Genomic DNA, 25,141 nt, shown 5'->3' with positions numbered 1-25,141 from the left:
ATAACCGACTATAATTGATAACCGACTATAATTGATAACCGACTATAATTGATAACCGACTATAATTGATAGTTGATAATTGATAATTGATAATTGATAATTGATGACTATTGACCAATTGGAAGATAGACGGCGTTTTGATGAAGCGATCGCATGAGTGAATCTAATTGCAGTATAAGAGTTGAGAACCTGACGTTTAGTTATTCTGGGGAAAAACCAATTTGGCGAGAAATTTCCTTTAGTGTGAACCCAGGAGAACGTCTAGGGCTTTTGGGACCAACGGGGACGGGTAAAAGTACACTCATGGAAACCCTAATTGGCTTAAAAACCCCCGACAGTGGCAAGATTTGGATTCAGGGAACCCTGGTAGAACCGTCAACCCTGCGACAGATACGCCGCCAGATAGGTTTTGGTTTCCAAGACCCTAACGACCAGCTATTTATGCCGACCATTTTTGAGGATGTCATCTTCGGCCCGTGTAATTATGGGGTTAGTAATGACCAAGCCTCAGAAATCGCCCATCAATTACTAGCCCAATTTGGTTTAGCTAAATTGGCTCATCGGTCTGTCCATGAACTATCAGGGGGTCAGAAACGTTTAGCCACCTTAGCGGCCATTCTAGCCCTAAATCCTAGCATTTTGATTTTAGATGAGCCGACCAATGGACTGGACCCTTGGTGGCGGCGTAATTTAGCGGAAATTTTAGTTAATTTACCTATCGAAGTCCTATTGATTGCTTCCCACGATCTACAATGGGTAAGCCGAGTAACAGAGCGATCGCTAATTTTGGGATTGGGCAAAATTAAAGTAGATCGACCCACTCAAGAACTATTACAGGATAGAGACACCCTGGAAAAATGCGGTTTACCGGATAATTGGGCTTAATGCCTAGCCCGGCGCAAAGCTGATCTAAAAGTGATTCAATTGTAGGAATACATCCGCAATACCAGGCGGAATTTCTTCTGGAAACTAGCTGACCGTCTCTGTGATAGGGTAGGGGTGATATTCGTGCCAAAACTCAACTTCAAGGCGTGGACTTGCAGCCGTGGGGCACACGGTGAAGATGCTTGGCGAGGGGTTAAGTGCCGACTCCCCGATGACCCAAGAATCCCCGTCCTTTTAGGGCTGGGAGTGTCAATAGCGATAATTGTGTATTAAGTCGAAGGAGATTTAACATGGTAGAACCTACCAAAAGTGCCAACCCTACCACCACTTCCCTACCAGGAGGAAGTATGACACCCACCACAGACGAGGGACCCAGTAAAGAACAATTTGAAGAAATCAAAGAGAAAGTCGTTGTCTTTTTGTCGGAATTACCGGGTTATGTTTCCAAGTTTTTCGGGGAGTATCAAAAACCTATTGTTACTATCCTGTTAATTGTGGTGGCATTGGTGACAATTAAGGTGTTATTTGCGGTAGTTGATGCCCTCAATGATATTCCCTTTGTGGCTCCCACTTTTGAGTTAATTGGCATGGGATATGCGGCTTGGTTTGTTTACCGTTACCTGCTGAAAGCATCCACCCGCCAGGAATTAGTACAGGAAGTTAACTCCTTCCGCCAACAGATTTTTGGCAATAAATCCTAACTAGAAAACCGCAGATTTGCATTGGGCGCAATAGCGCCCTATTTTTTAACTCAAGGTTTGATGGCAATAATAGTTCGATGACGGGGGTCAGTTTCCACAGTGGTTTGATAGTCAAAGCCGGATTCTGATAAGGTGGTTTCTACGTCAAAGGTATAGTAATCATCCGTCCAGGGTTCTGTACTTTTCATTAAAGTAAATAGCACCGGCGGCAGATTTTGAATGACGGCAGATTTGGGGTTATTATCAACTATGGCTAAAACACCATGCGATCGCAAAATTCGTAAGGCTTCTTTAAATATGTTCCGCGTCGCTGTTCGTGGTAATTCATGAATCAAAAATTGTAAAGTTACCACATCAAAAGAATCATCAGCAAAACCCGTATTCTCAGCGTTAGCGTGTTTCCACTCACTAATTTTTCCTTCAGTATCCCGCATTTTCGCCACCGATAACATATAGGGAGATAAATCTAACCCTACTGTTCGGATTGAGGTTTCTTGTCTGTGTTGATAATAGTTATGTAAGGCTTGGGTAGAGATTCCCACCGAACAACCTATATCTAAAATATCACGAACTGGGTTAGGGCTATAATTTTCTAAAACCTGATGAAAACTGTGGCGCAACCTTTCCTGGGCTGTTAGCCATGATAAATCCTCTTTTGGCCATACTCGCAAAGCCATGGAATAGGTAGCAGACTCCGCCTCAAAAGCAGCTTTCCAGCAAAGATTTCCGTCATCATAAGCATGAAAGGGAACTTGATAATAGTCGGGGTAAACTACTGTGGTATCAGTGATTTCTGGGAGTAAGGCTTTCACGTCAGACCCTTCGAGTTGCTGATAAGTTTCTCGCCAGGGAATACCTTTCTTTTCGGCGGTTTTAATTAACACCCGTCTAGCCTGATATTTCATGACGCTGAAAATCGGCTTAGTTTGGATAAGAAGATTGACAAATTGGGAGAGGAAATCACCACCAGCCCAGTCGGGTTTGATTTTATCACTTGTATTCATCAGACGGACATTATAATCATCAACAGTTGATTATCTCATAGTCTCAGCCTCTGTGTTACAGTTAAGCCATAAGTATATCCCAGGGGAAAAAATCATGAGTCTTTGTTTTAATCCCGTCTGTCGCCACGAAAACCCCAAGGATATTGTATCCTGTGAACGCTGCGGTCAGTCATTAAAGTTAGGCGATCGCTATCGAGCATTGAGAGAAATTGGGTCTGGGGGGTTTGGAACTACCTATTTAGGGATAATAGATGAAAGCGAAACTAATCACCCCCCCTGTGCGATTAAACAATTTTCCCCCCTTCTGACTAATGATGCTCAGGTCTCCTCTCGCCTCTTCCGTCGAGAAGCTCAAAGTTTGCAGGTAGTTAATCATCCCCAAATCCCCAAATTTTTGGCATATTTTGCCATAGATGAACAACAGTATATTATCCAGGAATTTATCCCCGGAGAAACCTTAGCACAAGAACTCGCAGAAACGGGGATATTTGGGGAAAGCCAAATCCGAGATATCCTCAATCAAATTTTACCAATTTTACAATATCTACACGCCAGAAACCTAATTCATCGGGATGTTAAACCCGCTAATATTATCCGTAGACAAAGCGATAAACGTCTCTTTTTAGTAGACTTTGGGGCGAGTAAACTCCACACGGGAACTAACCTGGCTAAAACGGGAACTAGCATCGGAACTGCTGAATTTGTAGCCCCGGAACAATTGCGAGGAAAAGCCGTTTTTGCTAGTGACCTGTATAGTTTAGGTGTTACCTGTATTCATTTATTAACGAATACATCACCGTTTAATTTAGTTGATGGTGATAATAATTGGGTATGGCGAGACTGGCTTGGCAAAAATCCTGTTAGTCCTCAATTAGCGGAAGTTTTATATGGTCTAATTTCGCCACGTCTAAGTAACCGTTATACATCAGCTTCAGCCGCCTTAACAGACCTAAATCAGCCCCGGAAAGCGAAAAATATATATCGCAATTATTTGTGGTTTGGGAGTGCGATCGCCGCTTCTATTGCCTTTTTCTCTGTGTTGAAAACCACCCAACAATCAGCAAAGATTGAAGAAACCCCCACCTCACGAGATACCCCTACCTCACGAGATGAGCCGATTATTCGCCCCAGCAATTTAGAGGTAATTAAATCCCTATCTACTTATATGAATATTCAAAATGAAGCCTATTTAGACACTGGTAAATTTCCTCAAGAACTATCACAATTAATTGCTCTACCCACCCATTATTTTGATGTGCAAGTTATTAATAATCATGGAGTCCAAATAGCCGCCATTCCTCGCCAAAGTGATAGTTATGGTTATGTGGCGGTTTTATGGGGGGGTAAAATGTCAGATGCCGATACCAAACGCCAACAAAATTGGCAACCCAAAGACCCCACAGACTGGGGAACTTTTAGCCTGCCTAGTTTTCGGAAAACCCCCTCTGATTATATCACCAGAGTTAACTATTGTGAAAGCATCCAAACTACCACAGAGCCCCCATTATTATCAACGGTAGGGGAATCACTACCTCTTTCCACAGATGAATTACCCTGTCCCCCAGGTTATGCTTTTTCCCTGGGAATAATTGATGCGATGGGTCGATTATCCGCCGAAAGTTCACCAACCCATCTTCCGTAGAAATTAGCGCCAAAATTATGATCAAATCTCTTGGCGCTATAACCTGGTAAATATAGCCGTGATTTCAACTATTGACTAATCAGGTAGTAAAACAATCCGATAGCGGGCTTGATTAGCGGCTACCTTATCCATGGCTTCATTGATTTGACTTAATGGCATAGTTTCAATCATCGGTTTAATCTGATTCACCGCCGCAAACTCCAGCATTTCCGCCATAAACCGCCGACCGCCGACAACGCTACCCACCACAGCTTTTTGACCAAAAATCAAAGGAATTAGGGGTATATTTAAAGTCGAAACTGGGATACCCACAAAACACAAAACCCCGTTATTAGCTAACAAGCTAAAAGCCGCATCCCAATCAGTTTCTGAAGAGATAGTAGAAAGCACTAGATCAAAACTTCCGGCGATCGCCTTCATTTGTTCAGCCGTCCCCCATTGTTGGAAGTGATGAGCGCCAAATTCTGTAGCTTGTTCTTGTTTATTTAGGGAAGTAGAAAACGCCGTAACTTCAGCCCCCATAGCCCTAGCAAACTTAATCGCTAGGTGTCCGAGTCCGCCAATTCCCATCACCCCAACTTTCATCCCAGGATGTTTTATATAGGTCCGCAAGGGCGTATAAACAGTAATTCCGGCACATAATAGGGGGGCGGCGCTGGCGGAGTCTAAAGCATCGGGTATTTTATAGGTAAAATCTGCGGGAACCCGTAGGCGGTCAGCAAACCCCCCATAATGACCGACAATCAGACCTGTGTAGCCCTCACGACAGATATTTTCTTCTCCTTGTAAGCAATGGTCACAAGACCTACAGGAATTTCTAATCCAGCCAACTCCTACGCGATCGCCTTTATGCAGAAAAGTCACTTTTTCCCCAACTTCCGTAACTTCTCCAACCACTTCATGACCGGGAACCAGGGGATATTGACTGACATTCCAATCATTATCTCTCATGTGAAGATCCGTATGACACAAGCCATTGTGAGTGACTCTAATTTCTACTTCATCAACCTGTAGAGGTTCTGGTTCATATTCCCAAGGTTGCAATTTTTCACCAGGATTTAAAGCCGCATAAGCCTTAACTTTAGTGGCTGTAGTCATATTAATATTTTCCTGATTATTAGCATTGCCTTGTATTGTACAATCCCCTTTAATAACCCCAGTCAAAATTAACATTTTTTTAACTTTTGGGCGGGTGGCATTTTCAGCAATAGCCAGATAGTTGGGGAGAATTTGGTCAAGTGATGATTACTCAAAACAGGTCAACCAAATGGCGATCGCAATAGCGATCGCCAAAAACCCAAAGTTAAGTAAGTTTGATGGAAATATCTGCCATTAAATCGGATTACATAACCCCAGTTTTCCACCAAGCATCATTTAACCCGATTAACGTATCCTTATCCAGGTCGCCAACAGCCATAGCCGACTCACCACCTTGACAATACTTTTCAATCATGTTTAGATATTCGGCTTGTTGAGTTTTCCGGCTTTCTTCTGGCTGACATTCTGGGTGAATTGGTGCTTTTTTAACAGCCGGTTCATGATAAGCAGTAGCGTACAAATTCTGCAAATCACCAATTAACGGATAACGGGGGTTAGCAGCAGTACATTGGTCATCAAAAGCCTGGTTAGCCAAATTAGGTAAGTTACTCATAAATTCCTTTTCTTCGATGTCTAGTGATTGTTTAATCGTCGGTGGAATCTCAATTTGTTGCTTGAGGTATTCCACAGCTTCTATCAATTTTTCTACCTTCTCATCAAGGGTATTTCCGCCTAATTTTAGGTAGTCAGATATTTCTGCATAACGCTGTTTAGCTTGGGGGTATTCATACTGCGGAAAAATCGCCTGTTTAAAAGGAGCATCCGTAGAATTATACCGAATCACATGGGAAATCATTAAAGCATTTGCCAAGCCGTGAGGTAAATGGAAAGTCGAACCTAATTTGTGTGCTAGGGAATGACAAATACCTAAAAAAGCATTCGCAAAAGCCATGCCAGCAATAGTGGCAGCATAATGCACCTGTTCACGCGCCTTCGGGTCTTTTGCGCCATTTTGATAAGCAGAAGGCAAGTATTTAAACAGTAACCCTAATGCCTCTAATGCCAGTCCATTAGTAAACTGTGACCCACAAATTGAGACATAGGCTTCTAAGGCGTGAGTCACCGCATCAATACCACCATAAGCCGTTAGTTTCTTCGGCATATTTAAGGTTAATTCCGGATCAACGATCGCCATATTTGGGGTCAGCGCATAATCAGCCAGAGGATATTTAATCCCCGTGCGATCGTCCGTAACCACAGCAAAAGGTGTCACCTCAGAACCCGTCCCAGAAGTAGTAGGAATTGCCACCATAATAGCTTTATTTCCTAGTTCTGGTAAAGCATAAACCCGCTTCCGAATATCCATAAATCGCGTCGCCAAACCGTCAAACTCAATTTCCGGATGTTCGTACATCAGCCACATAATTTTAGCCGCATCCATGGGGGAACCGCCACCAAAAGCGATGATAATATCGGGCTGATAACTATTCATAAGTTCCACCCCTTTATTAATATTAGAAAGTTTCGGGTCTGGTTCCACATCATAGAACACATAATGGGGTACTCCTATCCGGTCTAACACCTCCGTAACTTGCGTAACTAATCCCATATCAAACAGAGGTTTATCCGTCACAATAAAAGCCCGTTTTTTACCCTGTAACTCTCCCAGGGCTACTGGTAAACATCCCCCCTTAAAGTAAATCTTGGGCGGCACTCGGAACCACAACATATTTTCCCGACGTTGCGCGACATTTTTAATGTTTAATAAATGGTGAGGTTCCACATTTTCGCTAATCGAATTACCCCCCCAACTACCGCATCCTAAAGTCAGAGAAGGAGACAGTCGGAAATTGTAAACGTCGCCAATAGCCCCCTGAGAAGAAGGAGTATTAATTAAGACCCGCCCAGTTTGCAAGCGACTTTCAAAATATTTGATATGTTCGCTATTCCCAGGATGAGTATACAAAACAGATGTATGTCCTTTACCACCAAAAATAATTAACTTTTGGGCGGTCTCAACTGCTGCGGGGAAACTACTAGCCCGATACATTGCCAAAATTGGCGATAGCTTTTCATAAGATAGAGGTTCATTAACCCCAACTTCCGTCACCTCCCCTATCAGAACTTTAGTATTTTCTTGTACTTGAATACCTGCCATTTCTGCCAATTTTTGCACCGACTGACCCACAATTTCTGGATTTAATCGCCCATCTTTGAGAATCAGTTGTCGGATGGCTTCTTTTTCCTGCTGTTTCAGAAAATAACCGCCCCTAGCTATCAACTCCTGCTTAACACTGGTATACACCTCATCTTGAACAATTACTGCTTGTTCAGAAGCGCAAATCATACCATTGTCAAAAGTTTTGCTAATTAAGATAGAAGAAACAGCCATTTTTAGGTCTGCAGTTGCATCAATAATCGCCGGAGTATTCCCAGAACCCACCCCCATGCTAGGATGTCCAGATGAATAAGCAGCCTGCACCATTCCCGGTCCGCCTGTTGCTAAAATTAGGCTGATATCAGGATGCTGCATCAACTCTTGAGACCATTGGAGAGTTGGGTTATCTATCCATCCAATAATTCCCTTTGGTGCGCCAGCAGCTACCGCAGCATCTAGGATAATTTTGGCAGCTTTAATCGTGCATTCTGTGGCTCTGGGGTGAGGAGAAAAGATAATACCATTGCGGGTTTTGAGGGCTAATAAGGCTTTAAAAATAGCCGTAGATGTCGGATTAGTTGTCGGGATAATTCCCGCCACAATTCCTAGGGGTTCAGCGATTTTTTGCCAGCCATAATGGGGGTCAGATTCGATAACATCACAGGTTTTTTCGCCTTTGTATTTGTTGTAAATGTATTCAGAAGCAAAGTGATTTTTGATTACCTTGTCTTCTACTACTCCCATTCCCGTTTCTTCTACGGCCATTTGAGCCAGATTAATCCGGGATGCGTTGGCGGCTAAAGCAGCGACTTGGAAAATTTTGTCTACCTGTTTTTGGCTGTAAGTGGCGTATTGGGCTTGAGCATCTTTGACTTGTTGGATTAAATCATTCAGGTGAGTTTCTTGGCTAATTATCATGGTTTAAACTATCCATAGTTTATACGATTTGCTAGGCTACATTTTGCCAAGAATATGCTATCAAATATGGTAATTGCCATACTCAGCCCCGACGATGATATTTAATCATTGCCAGCAATTATAGCCTATTCAGGCGATGTGAAAATAGATGCCATTTAGTTCAAAAAGGTAGGTATGGTTAGCTGTTACACATTGGTTTTAACACATACCTACATATAGACGAACTCTGATTACAAAAGGATTTCAGTATGTAATCTGGACTGATTAGTTATTGGTAGCTAACCTTTAACTCTGCCCACCTTCATTTATAACAAACTAAATTCTCTCTGTCAGCAGCAAAAAGTAGGATTGTGTATCTACTTTTTTCGGAAAATCTCGGCTTGCGGGCCGCGAAATGGTAGGCAAAAGTTTCCCAAGTCGGATAAAGTTAAATAAAGTTCGATTAAGTAGCATGGAGTAATAGCAAGTGGGATAACGTAGTTTAAAGTAGTATTCAGTTGTCAAAAGTTGTCAAAAGTTGTCAAAAGTGGTATAAAATTCTCATAGGTAAGGGACCACTACTAGACATTTTCCAAATATATAACATATATATAGGACAGCCTCAAGGATTCTATGCCGTCTGTTACCTGTCCCTGGTCTCCTCCTCAACTCAGATAGTTGTTTTCAGTCACAGGTTGGGAGTTATGAGATCACAGATATATGGGCTCTTTTTATCTGTGATGCGGTGTTATTAGTCAAGAGTCCCTTATCCCCCGATCACGGATCGCTACTGGTGAAGATGAGACAATTTGAATAAGTAATAACACTTATTAGTATTATGGAAGTTCAACAAATTATCGAATGGGCTGACGGTCTAGTGTTGATCCAAACTGGAAAACACCTAGATGACCTGGAAGCGGCTATTTTGCTGGGGACTTACCAAAATCAAAAATACTCGGAAATTGCTGCTGGCTACAACTGTAGCGAACCCCATGTCAAAAAGGTGGCTTATCTGCTATGGAAAACCCTTTCCCAAGCGTCGGGAGAGGACATCAATAAATCTAATCTGCGATCGACTTGTCAGAGGCTACAACTTCCGACTTTGTCCAATAGTGAGGAATTTGTGGCCATTGATGCTGTCACTCAAACCAATTCCCCACCTCCCCAGGGTGACACTACCCCCAAACTATATAGCACTGAGTCCCTCAGGCGCATCGATCGCACTGATATACCTGATGGGGATTATTTTTGCGATCGCCAAGAAGAAGTGGCTACTCTCAAAAATTGGATACTAGAAGATCGCAGTAATTTAGTCTCAATTTTGGGCATTAGTGGTATAGGTAAAACCGCACTCGCCCTGCGTCTTTTGCCAGAAATTCAAGATAATTTTGATTGTGTGATTTGGCGCAGTTTACGCACCCTACCTTCCCTATCTTCAATCCTAACTTATTTAACCCAATTTTTGCCTCCCCCAAACCCAGATATCCGACCCCTTACCATCAGTTACTATTCCACAGTTGCAGAAGCTCAAAACCCATCCCACCAATTAGCAGAACAATTATCATTAGTCATGGAATGTTTCCGACAACATCGCTGCTTGCTAATATTAGACGATGTGCAGGCGATTTTAAATCCTCATAACCTGGTGGGAGGCTATAAACCCGGTTACGAAAGTTATCGATTACTCTTTAAAACCATTGGCGAACTATCCCATAATAGTTGTTTGATTATGAATAGTTCAATTATGCCTCAAGAAGTAATCGAATTAACTAATAATAACCATCGGGTTAAATGCTTAACATTACCTGGTTTGATTTTGGAATCCGCCCAGGATATTTTGAGTTCTGCGAGTTTATTAGACGCTGATAATTGGCAAGAATTGATGAATATATATGGTGGTAATCCTGGATTTTTAAAAATTGTATCCCGGACAATAAAGGATTTTTTTGGTGGTAGCGTCCAGCAATATTTAGCCAATAAATCAATCTTGGTATTGCCAGAAATTAAGCATATATTAGATAATTTTTGGCAGCAATTATCGGATTTAGAAAAGCAGGTAATGGGTCGGTTGTCGGAATCAGAATCTGGTTTGTCTATGACGGATTTGCTAGAGAATATAAACCATAACAGTTCGGAGTTATTGTTAGCGGTTCAATGCTTACAAAAGCGGTTTTTAGTGGATAATATCCAACAGGAACAGCAAACATTATTTACCCTGATTCCGGTAATTAGAGAGTATACCAGACAATGTAGATGATTGGTAAACCCGTGCTGATAGACAGTTGCAGCTAGTCAATAATATTGGATATTCTCGCCTATATAATAAGGTTTAATCTCCCCTAATTCCTGTTAAGAATTAAGGAAGATTTAGGGATTATCAAGATGCAAGTTTATCGTTGGGGGAATAGTTGATAATGACTAACTATCACTAATCAATAATGAATCATCAATTAGTCCCCCCGTCACCATTCCCCTAGAGGAGTAGCGATTAGTTACCAATCCCAAATACACGGATATAGAATTGAAACTCATCTTCTAAGGCTTTCTGAATATTCTCAGCTTTACGGAAGCCATGTTGTTCATCAGCAAAGGTGACATATTCGACGGTTAAGCCTTTAGCTTGGAGGACTTGCACCATTTTCTCAGCTTGGTTAGGGGGAACGACTTTATCCTCAAGTCCTTGGAAAAAGATGATTGGACAGTTGAGGCGATCGCTATGATGAATAGGCGACCTGGCTATATACAAATCCCGACCTTCTGGGTAAGGTGCAATCAAGCCATCAAGATAGCGAGACTCAAATTTATGGGTATCGGTAGCTAAAGCCTCCAAATCACTAACGCCATAGTAACTAGCGCCAGCTTTAAACACATCATGAAAAGTCAAGGCGCACAGAGTAGTATAACCCCCAGCACTACCGCCAGCGATCGCCATGCGATCGCCATCAACCAACCCTTGCGCCGCCAGAAACTTAGCACCATTAACACAGTCAGCGACATCAACAATTCCCCAGTTACCCTGAAGACGTTGGCGATATTCCCGACCATAGCCGGTACTACCACCATAGTTAACATCCAATACGGCAAAACCGCGACTGGTCCAATACTGAATTTTCAAATTGAGACTGCTAGAAGTCGCCGCCGTGGGTCCGCCGTGGCTTTTGACTAGGAGAGGTGGTTTTTCGGTATCAGGAGCCACATAGTCTTTATTTTGGGGTGGATAAAAGAAGCCGTAGGCGCTTTGGCCATTTTCGGTAGGAAACTCAATAGGTTCTGGGACCGATAAATAACCAGGGTCTAGGTCTATTTCGGTGGAAGATCGCAGGACGTTGATTTCTCCAGCATTGAGATCCAATTGCACCAAGGCGGTCGGTTCAGTAGCGGAAGATGCCAACATCAAAATACTATTGTTGTGAACTTTGACGGAGGAAATGTAGGTATAGGAAACATCAAAGGAGCGTAATTGTTGAGTTTCTGGGTCTAAAGTGGCTAAGGACCAAATACCATTTTGAGTATAGGCACAACAAAGCCGCCGTTGGGAGATGAAACCGAATGTAGACATCCCAAAGACCCATTGAGGTAGTCCAAATTCCGCCGGGAGGGGAAATAATGGCTCAATTTTCTGATCACGAACCCGGTAGAGGTTCCACCAGTTAGCGCGATCGCTTACAAAATAAAGAGTTCCATCAGGAGACCATTGAGGCTGAAAAATTGACTCTTGGACTCCCCCTGCCACCCGTTGTTGTTGGTCTAAAGTCCCATTTTCGGTAACTTCAGCCACCCATAATTCTGTACCATCCCAAGGCATATTAGGATGATACCAGCAAATCCAACAGAGACGCGAGCCGTCTTGACTGAGGTTAGGGGAGGCGTAAAAATCGGCCCCAGTGGCTAAGATTTGGATATCTTCAGGGTTGTTAAGGTTAAGGCTAATGAGGGTATTAACGGGTTCTCCTGGTTGGCTGTGGTCTTCCCGCACACAAATCAAACGTCCCCGGCGGGTATCTATGAGCAAATCAGCATAGCGGAAATTTCCTTCTGGGGTGATAGGTTCGGGTACAATTTCGGTGGGTTGAGCAACTGAGGCGATCGCCTGACGGTAAATGCGTCCATCAGCAAAATTAGAAAAATATACCGTCCCCTCACTGACGGTATAAGATCCTCCCCCATACTCATGTACACGGGTACGAGCATTAAAAGCGGCCGGAGTGCAATCAATGCGATCGCCTTTGGGGGTTAGGCGCACAATCACATTGCGTCCCCCTTCGGAGGGTCGTCCCTCAATCCAGTATATATCATCTCCATCCCAGGCAGGACTTGCCAACCCGACTGCCCCTTTAATAATTAAGTCGGTAGTGATGGCCGATTGCCAGGAGCCATAGGGCGCGACGCTTAAACTCATAGTTTCTATCTCTATAACTCCAGTGGATTCCTATACAGGGAAATTCTACCTAAAATATCAGTAAAATACCTCTATTATCCACTAGGTTGCCAGAGATAGGGCAACTTCTACCCTGGTCCTCCTGACAATCAACAACTCACTTCAATCTTTTATCAAGGTGGGAGAACATTGCATAAAAGCTGCTTGAAAATCTCGATTTGCCATAATTTCCTGTTGAGTTGTCAGATTACTTAGCGCCAATAATTTGTCATCTGGCAGTTTACTTAAACGATCTAAGGTACAATTACAAAAGGCTTCTCCTCTTTGGGGGGAAATATTCTCAGCCGCCATTCCGGCTCGGCATCCTTGCAGATAATTGGTCTGAAATTCCTGGCGCTGTTGTGGGGTCAACGCTTGCGCCGGAAACATGGCAGTTATGGTGCTGCCAATTAGTGGGAACACCACCAGAAATTTAGACACAGTTTTGGGGGGACAAATTCTCATAATATTGTAACTTGCTAACCAGATGATTACTTCCCAATCATACGACTAATTCAACTGCGATCAGCAAAATTTGAGCCAAAGATGATGACCGCCATTATACGTCAAGAGTTATCAATTATGAATTAGATGGTAATTGATTTCTCATGGTCTGGACTGGTCAGGTGGGCAATAAGTTCCACAAATTTGGAGCCGGGTACTGATTGGGGTAAAATATATTGGAAGTCATTGGGCGATCCAAGTCATCTTAGAAAATTGATGTTTTAGACAAGAGGCTATTATTGTATGGCATACGATTATGATTTGTTTGTGATTGGTGCAGGTTCAGGGGGGTTGGCTTCATCGAAACGGGCGGCTTCCTATGGGGCGAAAGTAGCGATCGCTGAAAATTCAGTGGTTGGGGGAACCTGTGTGATCAGGGGTTGTGTCCCCAAAAAACTGATGGTCTATGCTTCCCAGTTTTCCCACCTATACAAGGACGCGGTAGGCTATGGCTGGAGTGAGGTGGAGAGTAGCTTTGATTGGCAAAAACTCACCCAAGCGGTTGATACGGAAGTTAAACGGTTAAGCCAACTCCATATCAGCTTTTTGGAAAAAGCCGGAGTGGAACTTATTGATGGATACGCTAAATTTATTGATGCCCATACACTAGAAGTAGGCGATCGCAAAATTACCGCCGATAAAATTCTGGTGGCAGTGGGAGCGAAAGCGGTGCGCCCAGAGATTCCCGGCATTGAACATAGTATCATTTCTGATGATATGTTTTTGCTGCCGGAACAACCAAAACGGTTCGCGGTTTGGGGTGGTGGCTATATTGCGGTAGAATTTGCGGGTATCCTCAATGGTTTAGGTTCCCAAGTCACAGAAATTATCCGGCGTGACCTGATCCTGCGGGGATTTGATCAAGACCTGCGGAACCATATTCAAGAGGGTATGACCAAGCATGGGGTGAATTTCCGCACCAATACCACCATTGAAAAAATCGAAAAAGTCGAGGAAGGTCTGAAACTCACCCTAACAGGTGATGATACAGAACCGTTGATTGTAGATGCTCTGTTGTGTGCGACAGGTCGCCAGCCTAAACTGGATGGATTAAACCTGGAAAATGCGGGGGTAGAAACGATTAAAGGGGCGATCGCTGTAACTCAAGACAGCCGCACGACTCAATCTAATATTTTTGCGGTGGGAGACTGCACAGACCGCGTGAACCTGACCCCAGTAGCGATCGCCGAAGGTCGGGCTTTTGCAGATACGGAATTTGGTCATTTACCGCGCTCCATCAGCCATGATAACATCGCTACAGCGGTATTCTCCCAACCGGAGGCGGCGACAGTAGGCATGACAGAAGCCCAAGCCCAAGAAAAATTCGGTGATGGGATTAAATGCTATCGGGCTGTGTTCCGACCCATGTTCCACAGTCTGACCGGGGCTGATGAAAAGGTATTAATGAAGTTAATCGTGGAAACTAATACCGATCGCGTTTTGGGGGCTCACATGGTGGGTAAAGACTCAGCAGAACTGATCCAAGGAGTTGCGATCGCTGTTAACATGGGAGCTACCAAAAAAGATTTCGACAACACAATGGGTATTCATCCCAGCAGCGGTGAAGAATTTGTTACCATGCGCTAGTTTCTGATTCCTGATTGATACCTAGAAGGGTAGGTAGGGGCGGGTTGATTAAAATTGTCGTCGGGGACTTTAATTAATTGGGGAACCCGCCCCCACGAATTGATTACCCTCTCTTTCGGCTTTACCTATATCTTGGCATCAAAATATGAAACGGAATTATATAACCCGTAAAATTAAACTCTGGAAGCCTCTAACTCGTTGGCTTTCCCTCGCGATAGCGATCGCCTTGTCAGTGGTTGCTGTTTCTATCATCTTCACCCCCATTGATACCAATGCCACATCCCTGAGCGAAGCCATTTTAGGCATGGATCATCGTTTTCAAGCAGTATTTGAGGATCATTTTGGTCGAGAACTACCCGGCACCAGTGACCCCCCAGAAGTGATGGCAGAAACCCTGTCCTTGCTGGCTGAAAAAACCGGAACCAAACCCGCAATTTTATGGGTGAGTCCCCGCATTGACCATTTACACCTAGTCCTAATTAATCCCGGAGGAGAACCCGTAGTTGAGGATCTCTATGAAGTTCCCCAAGAATTACTGAATCAAACCGCTCGCGAGTTCCGCCAAAATATTACCCGTCTGCGTCCTCCCTTACAACTAGGAGCCGCCCAACAGTTATATGAGTGGATTATTAAGCCATTAGAGCCACAATTACAAGCTGATGATATTGATACCCTGCTTTTTTGCGTAGGAGAAGGACTCCGAGGCATCCCTTTCGGTGCTTTATACGACGGCGAACAGTTTTTAATCGAAAAATATAGTTTGTCTCATATTCCCGCCTTTAATCTGATTGACAGAGACTATAAGCCTATTCAAGCTGATCGGATTTTAGCCATGGGAGCCTCAGAATTCCAAACACTGGAACCTCTCCCGGCTGTACCTGTGGAATTATCGGCTATCACTTATAAAATTCCCAACCTGTTAATTCCCCAATCGGCTATCGAGGGACAATTTTTGCTCAATCAGGATTTTACCACGGAAAATCTACTAGCCAAACTAGCTAATCAAGATTTTGATATTATCCATTGGGCTACCCATGCTGAGTTCAATCCCGGAAATCCAGATAATTCCTATATTCAGTTTTGGGATAGTCAACTTACTCTCAGCCAGTTATCACAAATTCCCTGGAATTCACCGCCGGAATTATTAGTCCTCAGTGCTTGTCAGACGGCTTTGGGAAACGAAGAAGCAGAGTTAGGATTTGCGGGTTTAGCACTACAGGCTGGAGTCAAATCGGCTGTGGCTAGTCTTGGGAATATTAGCGATTTGGGGACTTTAGCCCTAATGTCGGAGTTTTATCTGCAACTAGCCAAAAACCCCACGAAAGCAGAGGCACTCCAACAGGCTCAAATTAATCTGTTGCGTGGTGATGTATACTTTGATGGCGATCGCCTGTTCTTATCTAACGGTGTGATGCCTTTACCGCAAGGTTTAAACGATTTAGGCGGTTCTGGTCTCCGCCATCCATTTTACTGGGCTGGTTTTACTATGATTAGTAGTCCCTGGTAAACAGCTCACACCAATAGGCGATCGTCTGCCAGAAGTGTAATTAATAATTAATAATTGATAATTAATAATTGTACGGGCGAGTTCGGTTGTCAACTCAACTCCCGACGACTATATTATAAACCCGCCCCAGTCCACAAGGTAATTAGTAAACAGGGAGGAGAGGCACTTTTAAAGCCTGTTGTATGATTACTGAAATGACTGTATCAATATTAACTGAAAATTGACCAATGATTAAACAATTAGCTATTTCTCGCCGAAGTGTCAGAATTAAATGGCTTTCGGTATTATTGGCAATAGCAGGAGCATTGCTATTTGTTGGGGTGAGCATAATTCCGGCGATCGCGATAACTCAAGGGGATTTGACCATTGATTTTGCCACCTCTCAACCTGGTGTTAAATCTATGAGTGGTTTTCTCTATGGAGTGGAGGAAGATGAACCGCCAGACCATCTAATTCAACCCCTGCAACCGAGACTGTGGCGGACATCTCGCCTAAACCTTTATCCTCGCTTAACTGGATTTGGGGCAACATTTCAGTTGTTACTGAGTGATACTTGGGGATATGGAAGACCACGGGGGTGGCCCTATGATGACTATACCCGCTGGGAAAACCATGTTCGGAATTTGGCTAGAGAACATAAGGGAAAAAAGATGCTCTGGGATATCTGGAATGAACCAGATTTGCGCGATCCGTTTTGGCATGGCACTAGAGAACAGTTTTTTGAAACCTATAAAAGGGCTTATCGGGTTTTACGGGAAGAGTTAGGCCCTGATGTGATCATTGGTGGGCCGAGTATTACTAAGTATGATAAGGGTTTCTTGACGGCTTTTTTAAACTATTGCCGAGACAATAATCTTGAGGTGAACTCGTTATCTTGGCATGAACTTAATGATCAGACTATTAATGCGATCGCATCCCATATCCGAGATGCTAACCAGAGTTTTCGACAGAACCCAGCTTATCGCAGTCTGAAAATTCAGCGATTGGATGTTAACGAAATCATTGGACCCACTGCCCAATATCGACCTGCTGAAAATTTAGCCTATTTGTATTATACAGAACAGGGAGGCGTTTCCGCCGCCGCCAAAGCCTGTTGGGAACCAAAAGCGGGCGGTAGAAATAACTGTTTTAACAAAAGTCTTGATGGTTTGGTACAGCCGGGACCTTTTGCACCTAGGGCGGTTTGGTGGGTTTATAAAGCCTATGCCGATGGCTTTGAAACTAGGGTGAGGACTCAGGGAAATAACCCCAGAGTGATTGGTTTGGCGAGTCGGTCTAATGGTGGAAATCAAGCCCAAGTCCTGTTTGGTTATTTTGAGCAAGGTCGAGCGCCCCGTCAAGCTACTGTTACCCTGACTCTCAGAAATCTTCAGCTGCTTGACTTGGTAAGGCCTGGACAGCCTTTAAATTTGACTATCTCCCGAATTCCAGACACTGGCGAAGCGGTGGTTAAGGATTTAGCGATCGTCAAACGGGAGCAAATTACGGTCACTAATCAAATAGTCCGATTGACTGTTCCCAATATTCGCATCCATGAGGCTTATATTTTGACTATCGGCTAGGTAGCGCACCTTGAGTGATATCTTGGTGAGGTTAAGGGCGATCGCCTTGGTAAATTTACTCTAGGGGGGTACCGTCTAAACAAGCGCCATCAAGACAAGCGCCGCCCCATTGTGTATTTTCCACAATGGCACAAAGTAGGTTAGCCTGTTGCAAATTCGCCCCTCGCAAGACTGCGCCACTCAGGTTAGCCTCTTCCAAATCAGCTTGGAAAAAGTCCACTCCCGAGAGGTTAGCATTTCTCAGGTCGCAGCCCTGCAAAATTGCCTGAGATAGACTCACACCCCGCAAATCAGCCGAATGTAGACTAACACCACTCAAATCCAGATTACCAAATACCGCCCCAGTGAGAAAAGCCCCTGCAAAAGTAGCCTCTCGCGGGTCTGTATCTAATAAGATAGCACCCCGCAGGTCAGCATTGCGAAAATCTGCCTGTATGAGGTTAGCCCCGGTCAGATTAGCGCCTCGGAGGTTAGCCCTAACGATCGCCCTAGCCAAATTCGCCCCCGACAAATTCGCCCCCATTAGCTTGGCTTGGGACAGGTCTGCGTCAGCCAGATCAGCCCCCGACAGGTCAAGACCCGATAAATCAGCATTAACTAGGTCTTTGATTTTACCATTTCTAATGTCTTCGATATTTAGGGATGCAGTTTGATTATTCATAATAGTTTATTAATGTGTAATTTATGGAGATTATTGATTAGCGGGATTAGTGCTTTCTTCTAGCCAAATATTCGGCAGTTGGGTGGGCTGAGTTGGTAACTGCATTAAACCCACTTCAGTTAACCTAATTACTGTGGCTAAGGAGTTGACTAAAGCCGGATCAAATCTAGTGCCGCTGTATTTTTGACATTCATTTAGGGCATCTGTTAAAGTCAAAGCTGGGCGACTTCCCCGGGGCTGAGTTAGTTCTTGAAAATAGCTAACTAGCCCTAATATTCTGGCTTGGATGTTGATTTGTTCTCCTTTTTGACCATCAGGGACTCCGCTACCATCCCAATTTTCCAAGTGGTGATTAACGACTTTTTGCACTACGGTTAATTCTGGCATAGATTCCAATAATCTACCACTAATAGAAGCGCGATCGCGCCAAAATTTTTGGGTGGCTTCATCCATTTCTTCAGGAGTTTTTAAAAACACTTCTGGGGGTGCAGATGCGAGACCGATACGATGCAGTAAACCCGCTAATTTCAGCCGTCGCAGTTTCAGGGTGGGTAGGTCTAAAATCTGACCTATGGTTTCGCATAAGGCGGCGACTTGTAGGGAAGCGCAAGGGTTAAAGGGGTCACGTTTATCTACTTGTTGCGCCATGCGTAATAAGGCTTGCAGTTTGTTAGCGCTCAAATTGCGGCTAACTCGTTTGGCTTGTCCTTCCCATTGCCAGAGTTGTCTATTTTGGCGATTAACGGAGATTAATTCTTGTTGTGATGATTGTAAATATGTAACAATCCGAGAAACTACCGTGCTGAGGTCGGGAAATGTGGGGTTAGGGGTAGCAGTAATATTTTGATAATATTCCCAGAGGCGATCGCCTAATTCCAGGTTATACTTACGGAAGCGATTAATTAATATTTCGGCAGTTTGGTCTACTATAGTTTGCTCAAAAGTCCAGAGTCCATAAAATTTGCGTTCGGTGTCAATGGTAGGTTTCGCATTAACCAAGTATTCAGACTCTGATAATTCCTGACAGAGCACCATCGCCCTATATCCAGGTGCTATAATTAAGAGGTTCCACTCTTCCACTAGGCCATCAGATGGTTCCAGATTAATTAAGGAAACATTATCTAATTGACCTGTGGGATGTTCGGAAAAGCCACTATCAGGCACAGCGCTAATGGCAATATGGTGGCAAAGTTTGGCGATTTCAAAATAGCGATCGGCTTCTTGAAGATACCATTTTCCTTCTTGAAAAGTCACTAAAACCAGAGGTTTTTCTCCGGTAAGTTCACCTATTTGTAAAAGATGGTCTTCTAAAGCGTGACAAAGTGCGACTAGGGTATTTTTAAAGTAAACGCCAAAACTAGAGGGCAGTTTACCATCAGGTAAAGAGGCTTTAAGTAAGTTTAGTGTCGATTCAGGATTCATATTATTTATAGGAATTTTAACAGGGGACAGACCAAGGTAGCCTCGACAATTAATTAATAATGATTAATTATGAGCTATTTACTGCCCCCTGTCTAGTATCTACTGTTAATTTTGGGCAAGTTGGTTGGGTGGGTCAATGCGGTTAGCGATCGCCGCCACGATAATCATAGGTAAACCTACCAGGAAACAGGTTAACCATTGTTGCAGGTCTAGGGGCGCGGTGCTGAATAAGGTATTCATGAAGCCTACCTGACTAAAGAGTACCTGTAAAACCATGGTAACAGCAATACCAATCCAAATTACTGGTACTTCGGCGATTTCGGTATCTTTCCCCCGTAGTTTGGAGGAGAGAGTTTCGCCAATTTGACTGAGACTAATTAGGTAGAATACGCGCCCAAATACGAGGGCTTGAATTGCCATGGTCCGGGCGATCGCATCTTCTTCGGTAGTCATCCTCGCCCATTCAAACATTCCAAAAATCAGCACCCAGTTAAAGACAGAAATCAACAGAATTCGCAGGAGTAGTGGCTTATTTAACAGGGGTCGATTAGGGGAGAGGGGGGGTTGTTCCATCACCTGTTTAGACTTAGGTTCAAAAGCCAGAGGAACCGTCATAGCGATGGAGTTAATCATATTTAACCACAAAACTTGTAGGGAGAGAATAGGTAATAATCGGTTGAGGAGGACACTAATAACGATGGTCATGGACTCGCCGCCATTGACAGGTAAGATAAAGGCGATCGCCTTGATCAAATTACGGTAAACCGTGCGCCCTTCTTCCACCGCCGCCTCAATAGAAGCGAAATTATCATCGGTCAAAACCATATCGGAGGCTTCTTTAGCCACCTCGGTCCCCGTTTGTCCCATAGCCACACCAATATCAGCCTGTTTAAGGGCGGGTGCATCATTGACCCCATCCCCCGTCATGGCGACAATATCTCCCCGAGACTGTAAGGCTTCCACCAGGCGCAATTTTTGTTCCGGGGCGACCCGCGCAAATACTACGCCATCTTCAGCCGCCTTAATAAACTCTTGCTGATCCATCTGGCTAAGGTCTTCTCCGGTGAAAGCAATAACTCTCCCTGACCGTTTAAGGCGCATTTGGGAGGCGATCGCACTAGCGGTGATGATATGGTCTCCCGTAATCATTTTCACTCTAATACCAGCGTTTTTACAGGCGGCTACGGCCCTAATTGCTTCTTCGCGCGGCGGGTCAATCATTCCTTGTAAGCCGAGAAACTCTAACCCCTGTGCAATATCCTCATGGTCTAGGGTGGTTTGCTGGGTGGGTTTTTTGGCGATCGCTAATACCCGTAACCCAGAAGCTGCCATAGTTTCAGCCTGTTGATGAATTTCTGCAGCATCTACCGGAATAACTTGCCCGTCAGAGTCTAACATTTGATCGCAGCGGGAAACAATAGCTTCCACCGAACCCTTCACATAAATTACCAACTGTTGGCGATCGCTAGATTCATGCAAAGTCGCCATATATTGATATTCTGACTCAAAGGGAATCACATCTTGACGCGGCATTTCTGCCTCTAATTCAGCCAGAGTAAATCCGGCTTTGCGGGCGCTAACAATTAAAGCCCCTTCCGTCGGGTCTCCCACAATTTTCCAGGTGTTTTCTTCCTGAATTAAATGGGAGTCATTACACAACATCCCCCCTTGCAAACATTCTATAAGCATCGGGTGATCAGCTAGGTTAATAGCTTGATCTGCTGAGGATATCTCCCCCTCTGGTGTATAACCACTACCGGAAACCTGGTAATTTTCACCCCCAACATAAATCTGCTGGACGGTCATTTGATTTTCAGTTAAAGTTCCCGTTTTATCAGAACAAATAACCGTCGCACTTCCCAGAGTTTCCACAGCCGGGAGTTTCCGAATAATAGCATGGCGGTTAGCCATCCGAGAAACCCCAATAGCTAGGGCGACTGTTACCACTGCTGGTAAACCTTCGGGAATGGCACTAACTGCTAGGGCGATCGTCGCCTCAAAGACTTCGTTTAAACTCTGACCATATCCTAACCCTACCGCCAACGTCAAGGCTGCCACTCCCAGGATAATATAAAGCAGTTGGCGGCTGAATTTACTAAATTTCCGAGTTAGGGGAGTAATCAGATTATTTTGGTTTTCCATTAACTGAGAAATGCGCCCAGTTTCCGTGTTTTTTGCCGTAGCGATAACTATGCCTCGCCCTTGTCCTGCAGTCACAAAACTGCCAGCATAACCCATGCTTTTACGGTCTCCCAGAGAGGCATTTTCCTCTACCGGATCTGGGCGTTTCTCCACAGCCGTTGATTCTCCGGTTAGGGCGGATTCATTAACTTGTAAATTCTTGGTTTCTACTAGGCGTAAATCAGCAGGAATTTTATCACCTGAAGCTATAAAGACGATATCCCCAGGCACTATTTCCGATGAGGGAACCTTGTTTTTTTCTCCGTTTCTATATACGGTGGCTTCCGTTTCTATGGACGATGACAGGGCGGCGATCGCATTTTCCGCTTTAGTCTCTTGGATAAAGCTAACTATAGCATTAATCAGAACGACCGCCCAAATTACCCAACCATTAGCACTTTGCCATCCTTCTAAGATAAACTTAATCCCCCCAGCAATAATTAGAATATAAAGTAGGGGTTGATTAAACTGTTCTAAAAATCGGATAATCGGATGTGTTCCCCCTTTACTTTCCAGGCGATTTAAGCCAAATTGTTCCTGTCTTTTTGCCACTTCTTCCGAGTTTAAGCCTGCTTCTAGGTTAGCCCCAACTTCAGCAGCAGTGTCGGCGATCGCTAAACAATGCCAGGGTTTGGGTGGTAGAGATTTAGGGTCATTCATAATGTCAATTTTGTGATGGTCAAAGGGTTAACCATAGCCCCAGAAAATATAGCTATAGGGGAGGGGGTAGCCATGGTTAAGGTTATCGAAACATTAAGATGTCGGCACAGAGAAAGTTAGTCATCCTCACCAACCTGGATAAGTGCTTACATCCCCATTAGGATAATATGTATCATATCTAACAATCGTGTATTTTCCAAGTGTTTACCTGGGGGATGTAGTTAAATGTCAATTCTACTTACTTCGCGAGACTGTAGGGATAGGTGATGATTGATGAGAAAATTGCGGGGATTGTGTGTAAAAATTGCCAATATATGATATAATACACCCTGCAAATATCGCTAATCCGATAGCAGGGAGATGGGATTTTAATGGTTAATACTCAACCGATTGTTTCCCCCGAATGGTTACGCGAAAATCTGAATAATCCCCAGGTGAAAATTGTGGACTGTCGTTTTGCCTTGGCTGATCCAGCTTGGGGACAACAACAGTATCAACAGAGCCACATTTTGGGGGCTTTTCATCTCGATCTAAACCGGGATCTGTCTTCACCAGTGACTAAACATGGTGGCCGTCATCCCTTGCCGAATATTGATGAACTAGCTGATAAATTAGGCACAATGGGGATTGAATTTGGGGAAACCCATGTGGTAGCCTATGACCATGCCCGGTTTGGCTTTGCGGGGAGGCTGTGGTGGCTGTTACGATATATGGGTCACGATCGCATTAGTTTACTCGATGGTGGCTTTAACAGTTGGCAGGCGGCGGGTTATCCCGTCTCTGAAGAGTTGCCAAGTTCACAACCGGCTAAATTTACCCCGAAATTGCGATCGGATTGGGTGGTAAATTATGAACAGGTGAAAACCCGCAAGGATCAGCCCGGCGTGGTTTTAGTTGATTCTCGTGACTATGACCGCTATCTAGGCAAACATGAACCCATAGACCCCATAGCCGGACATATTCCCGGCGCGGTCAATTTACCCTGGCAACAAGTCACCGATGATCAAGGTTTTGTTAAATCTACACAACAACAGCGGTGGGCGGACTATCAGGACGCTGAAGAAATTATCGTTTACTGTGGGTCAGGAGTCACAGCCTGTACTAATTTGCTATCCCTGGAATTGGCAGGCTTATCCCAGGGAAAATTGTATGCCGGAAGTTGGAGTGATTGGTGTTCCTATCAACTAGACCCGGAAGCCTGAAGCCTAACGACACCCCAGGGAGTAGCGGGTATCAACTCCCGTCGTCGAGTTGACTCCTTCTGCCCTCAGACAGAGTTGGCGCAACTGTTCCCGATCAAAAATAGCATCGGTGAAGTCTGCGCCAGTGATTTTGGTATCAGCAAAGGTAGAACCTAAAAACAGGGCTTCCGTAAAAATCGAATCGCTGAGGTCTGCTTGGGAAAAGTCCACCTGATCGAGCATAGCATAGGTGAGGTCGGCTTTTCTCATGGTCACGCCCAGCATAATTGCCCGACTGAACACAGAACCCCGCAATTCGGCTTCGTCAAAGTTAGCATATTCCAGATTGGAGTTGGCAAATTCGGCGGCGGGTAGTTTTTGGTTGGAAAAATCCCGGTTTTGCAGCAAGCTGTGGTTAAAAAACAGGTGGGAGGGGTTCTCAGCTAGGGCTAACCCAGGCCCAATAATTAATATTAGCCCTACCCATAAGGCGATCGCTAATGATTTAATCATCCTCTTCATTGCTAAAAGTCCCATACAAATATCTCTAATAACCACAATCTATCTCCAGGATAGCGAACTACAGCAACCTTTTCACTACAATGGGAAACCAAAGACCACGTTAAACTGTATTGATGATTAATTTTTTCTTGACTTGGCTGTTAGCAGCCATTGCGCTGTCCATTACCGCTTATTTAGTGCCTGGTTTAACTCTGGAGGGTTGGCAGGCTGCTGCTGTAGGGGCGATCGTTATGGGGTTGGTAAATGCCATCATTAAACCAATTTTAACTATCCTCACCCTACCCTTAACCCTATTAACCCTAGGTTTGTTCCTGTTTGTCGTTAACGCCATTTCCCTATCCCTCGTCGCCAAATTTACCCCCGGTTTTACCATTAATGGATTTTGGCCAGCCCTATGGGGTTCTATTGTCCTTTCCTTAGTTTCCTGGGGTATGAGTCAAATTGCCAACAAAACTGATGTAGATGTTTAGATTGTTCAGATTTTCCCGACTCTAGGTTAAGGCGGTGGGTTATTCCTGGCAATATCAACCCCCGCCTTTTTTATCCCAAACTTCCATTACAGCCTGTTCAGAAATCATCTGATCACCTCTCAAAGTCCCTCTCCCTCTCTGG

Annotated in this window: 18 protein-coding genes; 9 read left to right on the top strand and 9 right to left on the bottom strand. The window is 44.2% G+C overall.

The genetic code is table 11. The features are described 5' to 3' along the window. Positions 1 to 153 precede the first annotated feature (153 nt). Positions 154 to 885, top strand: coding sequence for an energy-coupling factor ABC transporter ATP-binding protein (locus P5674_RS07995; protein WP_014276401.1), 732 nt, complete (start codon positions 154 to 156; stop codon positions 883 to 885). A 290-nt stretch (positions 886 to 1,175) separates the two neighbouring features. Then, on the top strand, positions 1,176 to 1,586 hold the full coding sequence (locus tag P5674_RS07990) for a CAAD domain-containing protein (RefSeq protein ID WP_006619101.1): 411 nt from the start codon (positions 1,176 to 1,178) through the stop codon (positions 1,584 to 1,586). Between the two features lie 50 nt (positions 1,587 to 1,636). On the opposite strand, the gene P5674_RS07985 is transcribed toward P5674_RS07990, so the two are convergent. Beyond that, positions 1,637 to 2,590 carry a class I SAM-dependent methyltransferase gene (locus P5674_RS07985; RefSeq protein WP_006619102.1) on the bottom strand — a complete coding sequence of 318 codons (954 nt, stop codon included), beginning with the start codon at positions 2,588 to 2,590 and terminating at the stop codon, positions 1,637 to 1,639. A 94-nt stretch (positions 2,591 to 2,684) separates the two neighbouring features. On the opposite strand from P5674_RS07985, the gene P5674_RS07980 reads away from it, so the two are divergent. Beyond that, positions 2,685 to 4,232, top strand: coding sequence for a serine/threonine-protein kinase (locus tag P5674_RS07980; RefSeq protein WP_006619103.1), 1,548 nt, complete (start codon positions 2,685 to 2,687; stop codon positions 4,230 to 4,232). Positions 4,233 to 4,307: 75 nt separating this feature from the next. Here the strand turns inward: P5674_RS07980 and P5674_RS07975 are convergent, their stop codons facing one another. Both P5674_RS07975 and adhE read right to left on the bottom strand, forming a co-directional pair. Further along, the gene (locus P5674_RS07975; protein ID WP_006619104.1) at positions 4,308 to 5,405 is read right to left on the bottom strand and encodes an NAD(P)-dependent alcohol dehydrogenase; all 1,098 of its coding nucleotides are present in this window, start codon (positions 5,403 to 5,405) and stop codon (positions 4,308 to 4,310) included. Between the two features lie 169 nt (positions 5,406 to 5,574). After that, the gene (gene adhE / locus P5674_RS07970; protein WP_315669920.1) at positions 5,575 to 8,346 is read right to left on the bottom strand and encodes a bifunctional acetaldehyde-CoA/alcohol dehydrogenase; all 2,772 of its coding nucleotides are present in this window, start codon (positions 8,344 to 8,346) and stop codon (positions 5,575 to 5,577) included. An 817-nt stretch (positions 8,347 to 9,163) separates the two neighbouring features. On the opposite strand from adhE, the gene P5674_RS07965 reads away from it, so the two are divergent. Next, the gene (locus P5674_RS07965) at positions 9,164 to 10,582 is read left to right on the top strand and encodes an NB-ARC domain-containing protein (protein ID WP_006619106.1); all 1,419 of its coding nucleotides are present in this window, start codon (positions 9,164 to 9,166) and stop codon (positions 10,580 to 10,582) included. Between the two features lie 231 nt (positions 10,583 to 10,813). On the opposite strand, the gene P5674_RS07960 is transcribed toward P5674_RS07965, so the two are convergent. Continuing rightward, positions 10,814 to 12,724: a S9 family peptidase gene (locus P5674_RS07960; RefSeq protein ID WP_315669919.1), complete on the bottom strand. Its 1,911-nt coding sequence runs from the start codon at positions 12,722 to 12,724 to the stop codon at positions 10,814 to 10,816. Between the two features lie 141 nt (positions 12,725 to 12,865). Continuing rightward, positions 12,866 to 13,207 carry a hypothetical protein gene (locus P5674_RS07955; RefSeq protein WP_006623628.1) on the bottom strand — a complete coding sequence of 114 codons (342 nt, stop codon included), beginning with the start codon at positions 13,205 to 13,207 and terminating at the stop codon, positions 12,866 to 12,868. A 282-nt stretch (positions 13,208 to 13,489) separates the two neighbouring features. Between P5674_RS07955 and gor the strand changes: the two genes are divergently transcribed. The 3 genes from gor to P5674_RS07940 all read left to right on the top strand — a co-directional run bounded on the left by gor (position 13,490) and on the right by P5674_RS07940 (position 17,902). Beyond that, on the top strand, positions 13,490 to 14,833 hold the full coding sequence (gor, locus tag P5674_RS07950; RefSeq protein WP_315669918.1) for a glutathione-disulfide reductase: 1,344 nt from the start codon (positions 13,490 to 13,492) through the stop codon (positions 14,831 to 14,833). Between the two features lie 145 nt (positions 14,834 to 14,978). Next, positions 14,979 to 16,340 carry a CHAT domain-containing protein gene (locus P5674_RS07945; protein ID WP_006619110.1) on the top strand — a complete coding sequence of 454 codons (1,362 nt, stop codon included), beginning with the start codon at positions 14,979 to 14,981 and terminating at the stop codon, positions 16,338 to 16,340. A 227-nt stretch (positions 16,341 to 16,567) separates the two neighbouring features. After that, a complete protein-coding gene (locus P5674_RS07940; protein ID WP_006619111.1) occupies positions 16,568 to 17,902 on the top strand; it encodes a GH39 family glycosyl hydrolase in 1,335 nt (444 codons plus the stop codon). A gap of 55 nt (positions 17,903 to 17,957) precedes the next feature. Here the strand turns inward: P5674_RS07940 and P5674_RS07935 are convergent, their stop codons facing one another. The 3 genes from P5674_RS07935 to P5674_RS07925 all read right to left on the bottom strand — a co-directional run bounded on the left by P5674_RS07935 (position 17,958) and on the right by P5674_RS07925 (position 22,826). Continuing rightward, positions 17,958 to 18,563: a pentapeptide repeat-containing protein gene (locus tag P5674_RS07935; protein ID WP_006619112.1), complete on the bottom strand. Its 606-nt coding sequence runs from the start codon at positions 18,561 to 18,563 to the stop codon at positions 17,958 to 17,960. Positions 18,564 to 18,593: 30 nt separating this feature from the next. Next, positions 18,594 to 19,985, bottom strand: coding sequence for an HD domain-containing phosphohydrolase (locus P5674_RS07930; RefSeq protein WP_006619113.1), 1,392 nt, complete (start codon positions 19,983 to 19,985; stop codon positions 18,594 to 18,596). A gap of 105 nt (positions 19,986 to 20,090) precedes the next feature. After that, the gene (locus P5674_RS07925; protein WP_014276405.1) at positions 20,091 to 22,826 is read right to left on the bottom strand and encodes a cation-transporting P-type ATPase; all 2,736 of its coding nucleotides are present in this window, start codon (positions 22,824 to 22,826) and stop codon (positions 20,091 to 20,093) included. A gap of 371 nt (positions 22,827 to 23,197) precedes the next feature. Between P5674_RS07925 and P5674_RS07920 the strand changes: the two genes are divergently transcribed. Further along, the gene (locus tag P5674_RS07920; protein ID WP_006619115.1) at positions 23,198 to 24,028 is read left to right on the top strand and encodes a sulfurtransferase; all 831 of its coding nucleotides are present in this window, start codon (positions 23,198 to 23,200) and stop codon (positions 24,026 to 24,028) included. 3 nt (positions 24,029 to 24,031) lie between these two features. On the opposite strand, the gene P5674_RS07915 is transcribed toward P5674_RS07920, so the two are convergent. Further along, a complete protein-coding gene (locus P5674_RS07915) occupies positions 24,032 to 24,520 on the bottom strand; it encodes a pentapeptide repeat-containing protein (RefSeq protein ID WP_006619116.1) in 489 nt (162 codons plus the stop codon). A 122-nt stretch (positions 24,521 to 24,642) separates the two neighbouring features. Here P5674_RS07915 and P5674_RS07910 point away from each other — a divergent pair, with 122 nt between their 5' ends. Continuing rightward, positions 24,643 to 24,999: a phage holin family protein gene (locus P5674_RS07910; RefSeq protein ID WP_014276407.1), complete on the top strand. Its 357-nt coding sequence runs from the start codon at positions 24,643 to 24,645 to the stop codon at positions 24,997 to 24,999. Positions 25,000 to 25,141: the final 142 nt, after the last annotated feature.

This window comes from Limnospira sp. PMC 289.06 (assembly GCF_032350395.1).
Taxonomy (GTDB): Bacteria; Cyanobacteriota; Cyanobacteriia; order Cyanobacteriales; family Microcoleaceae; genus Limnospira; species Limnospira platensis.
The sequence above is the reverse complement of the archived record's forward strand: the minus strand, read 5'-3'. Positions and strand labels throughout refer to the sequence as shown.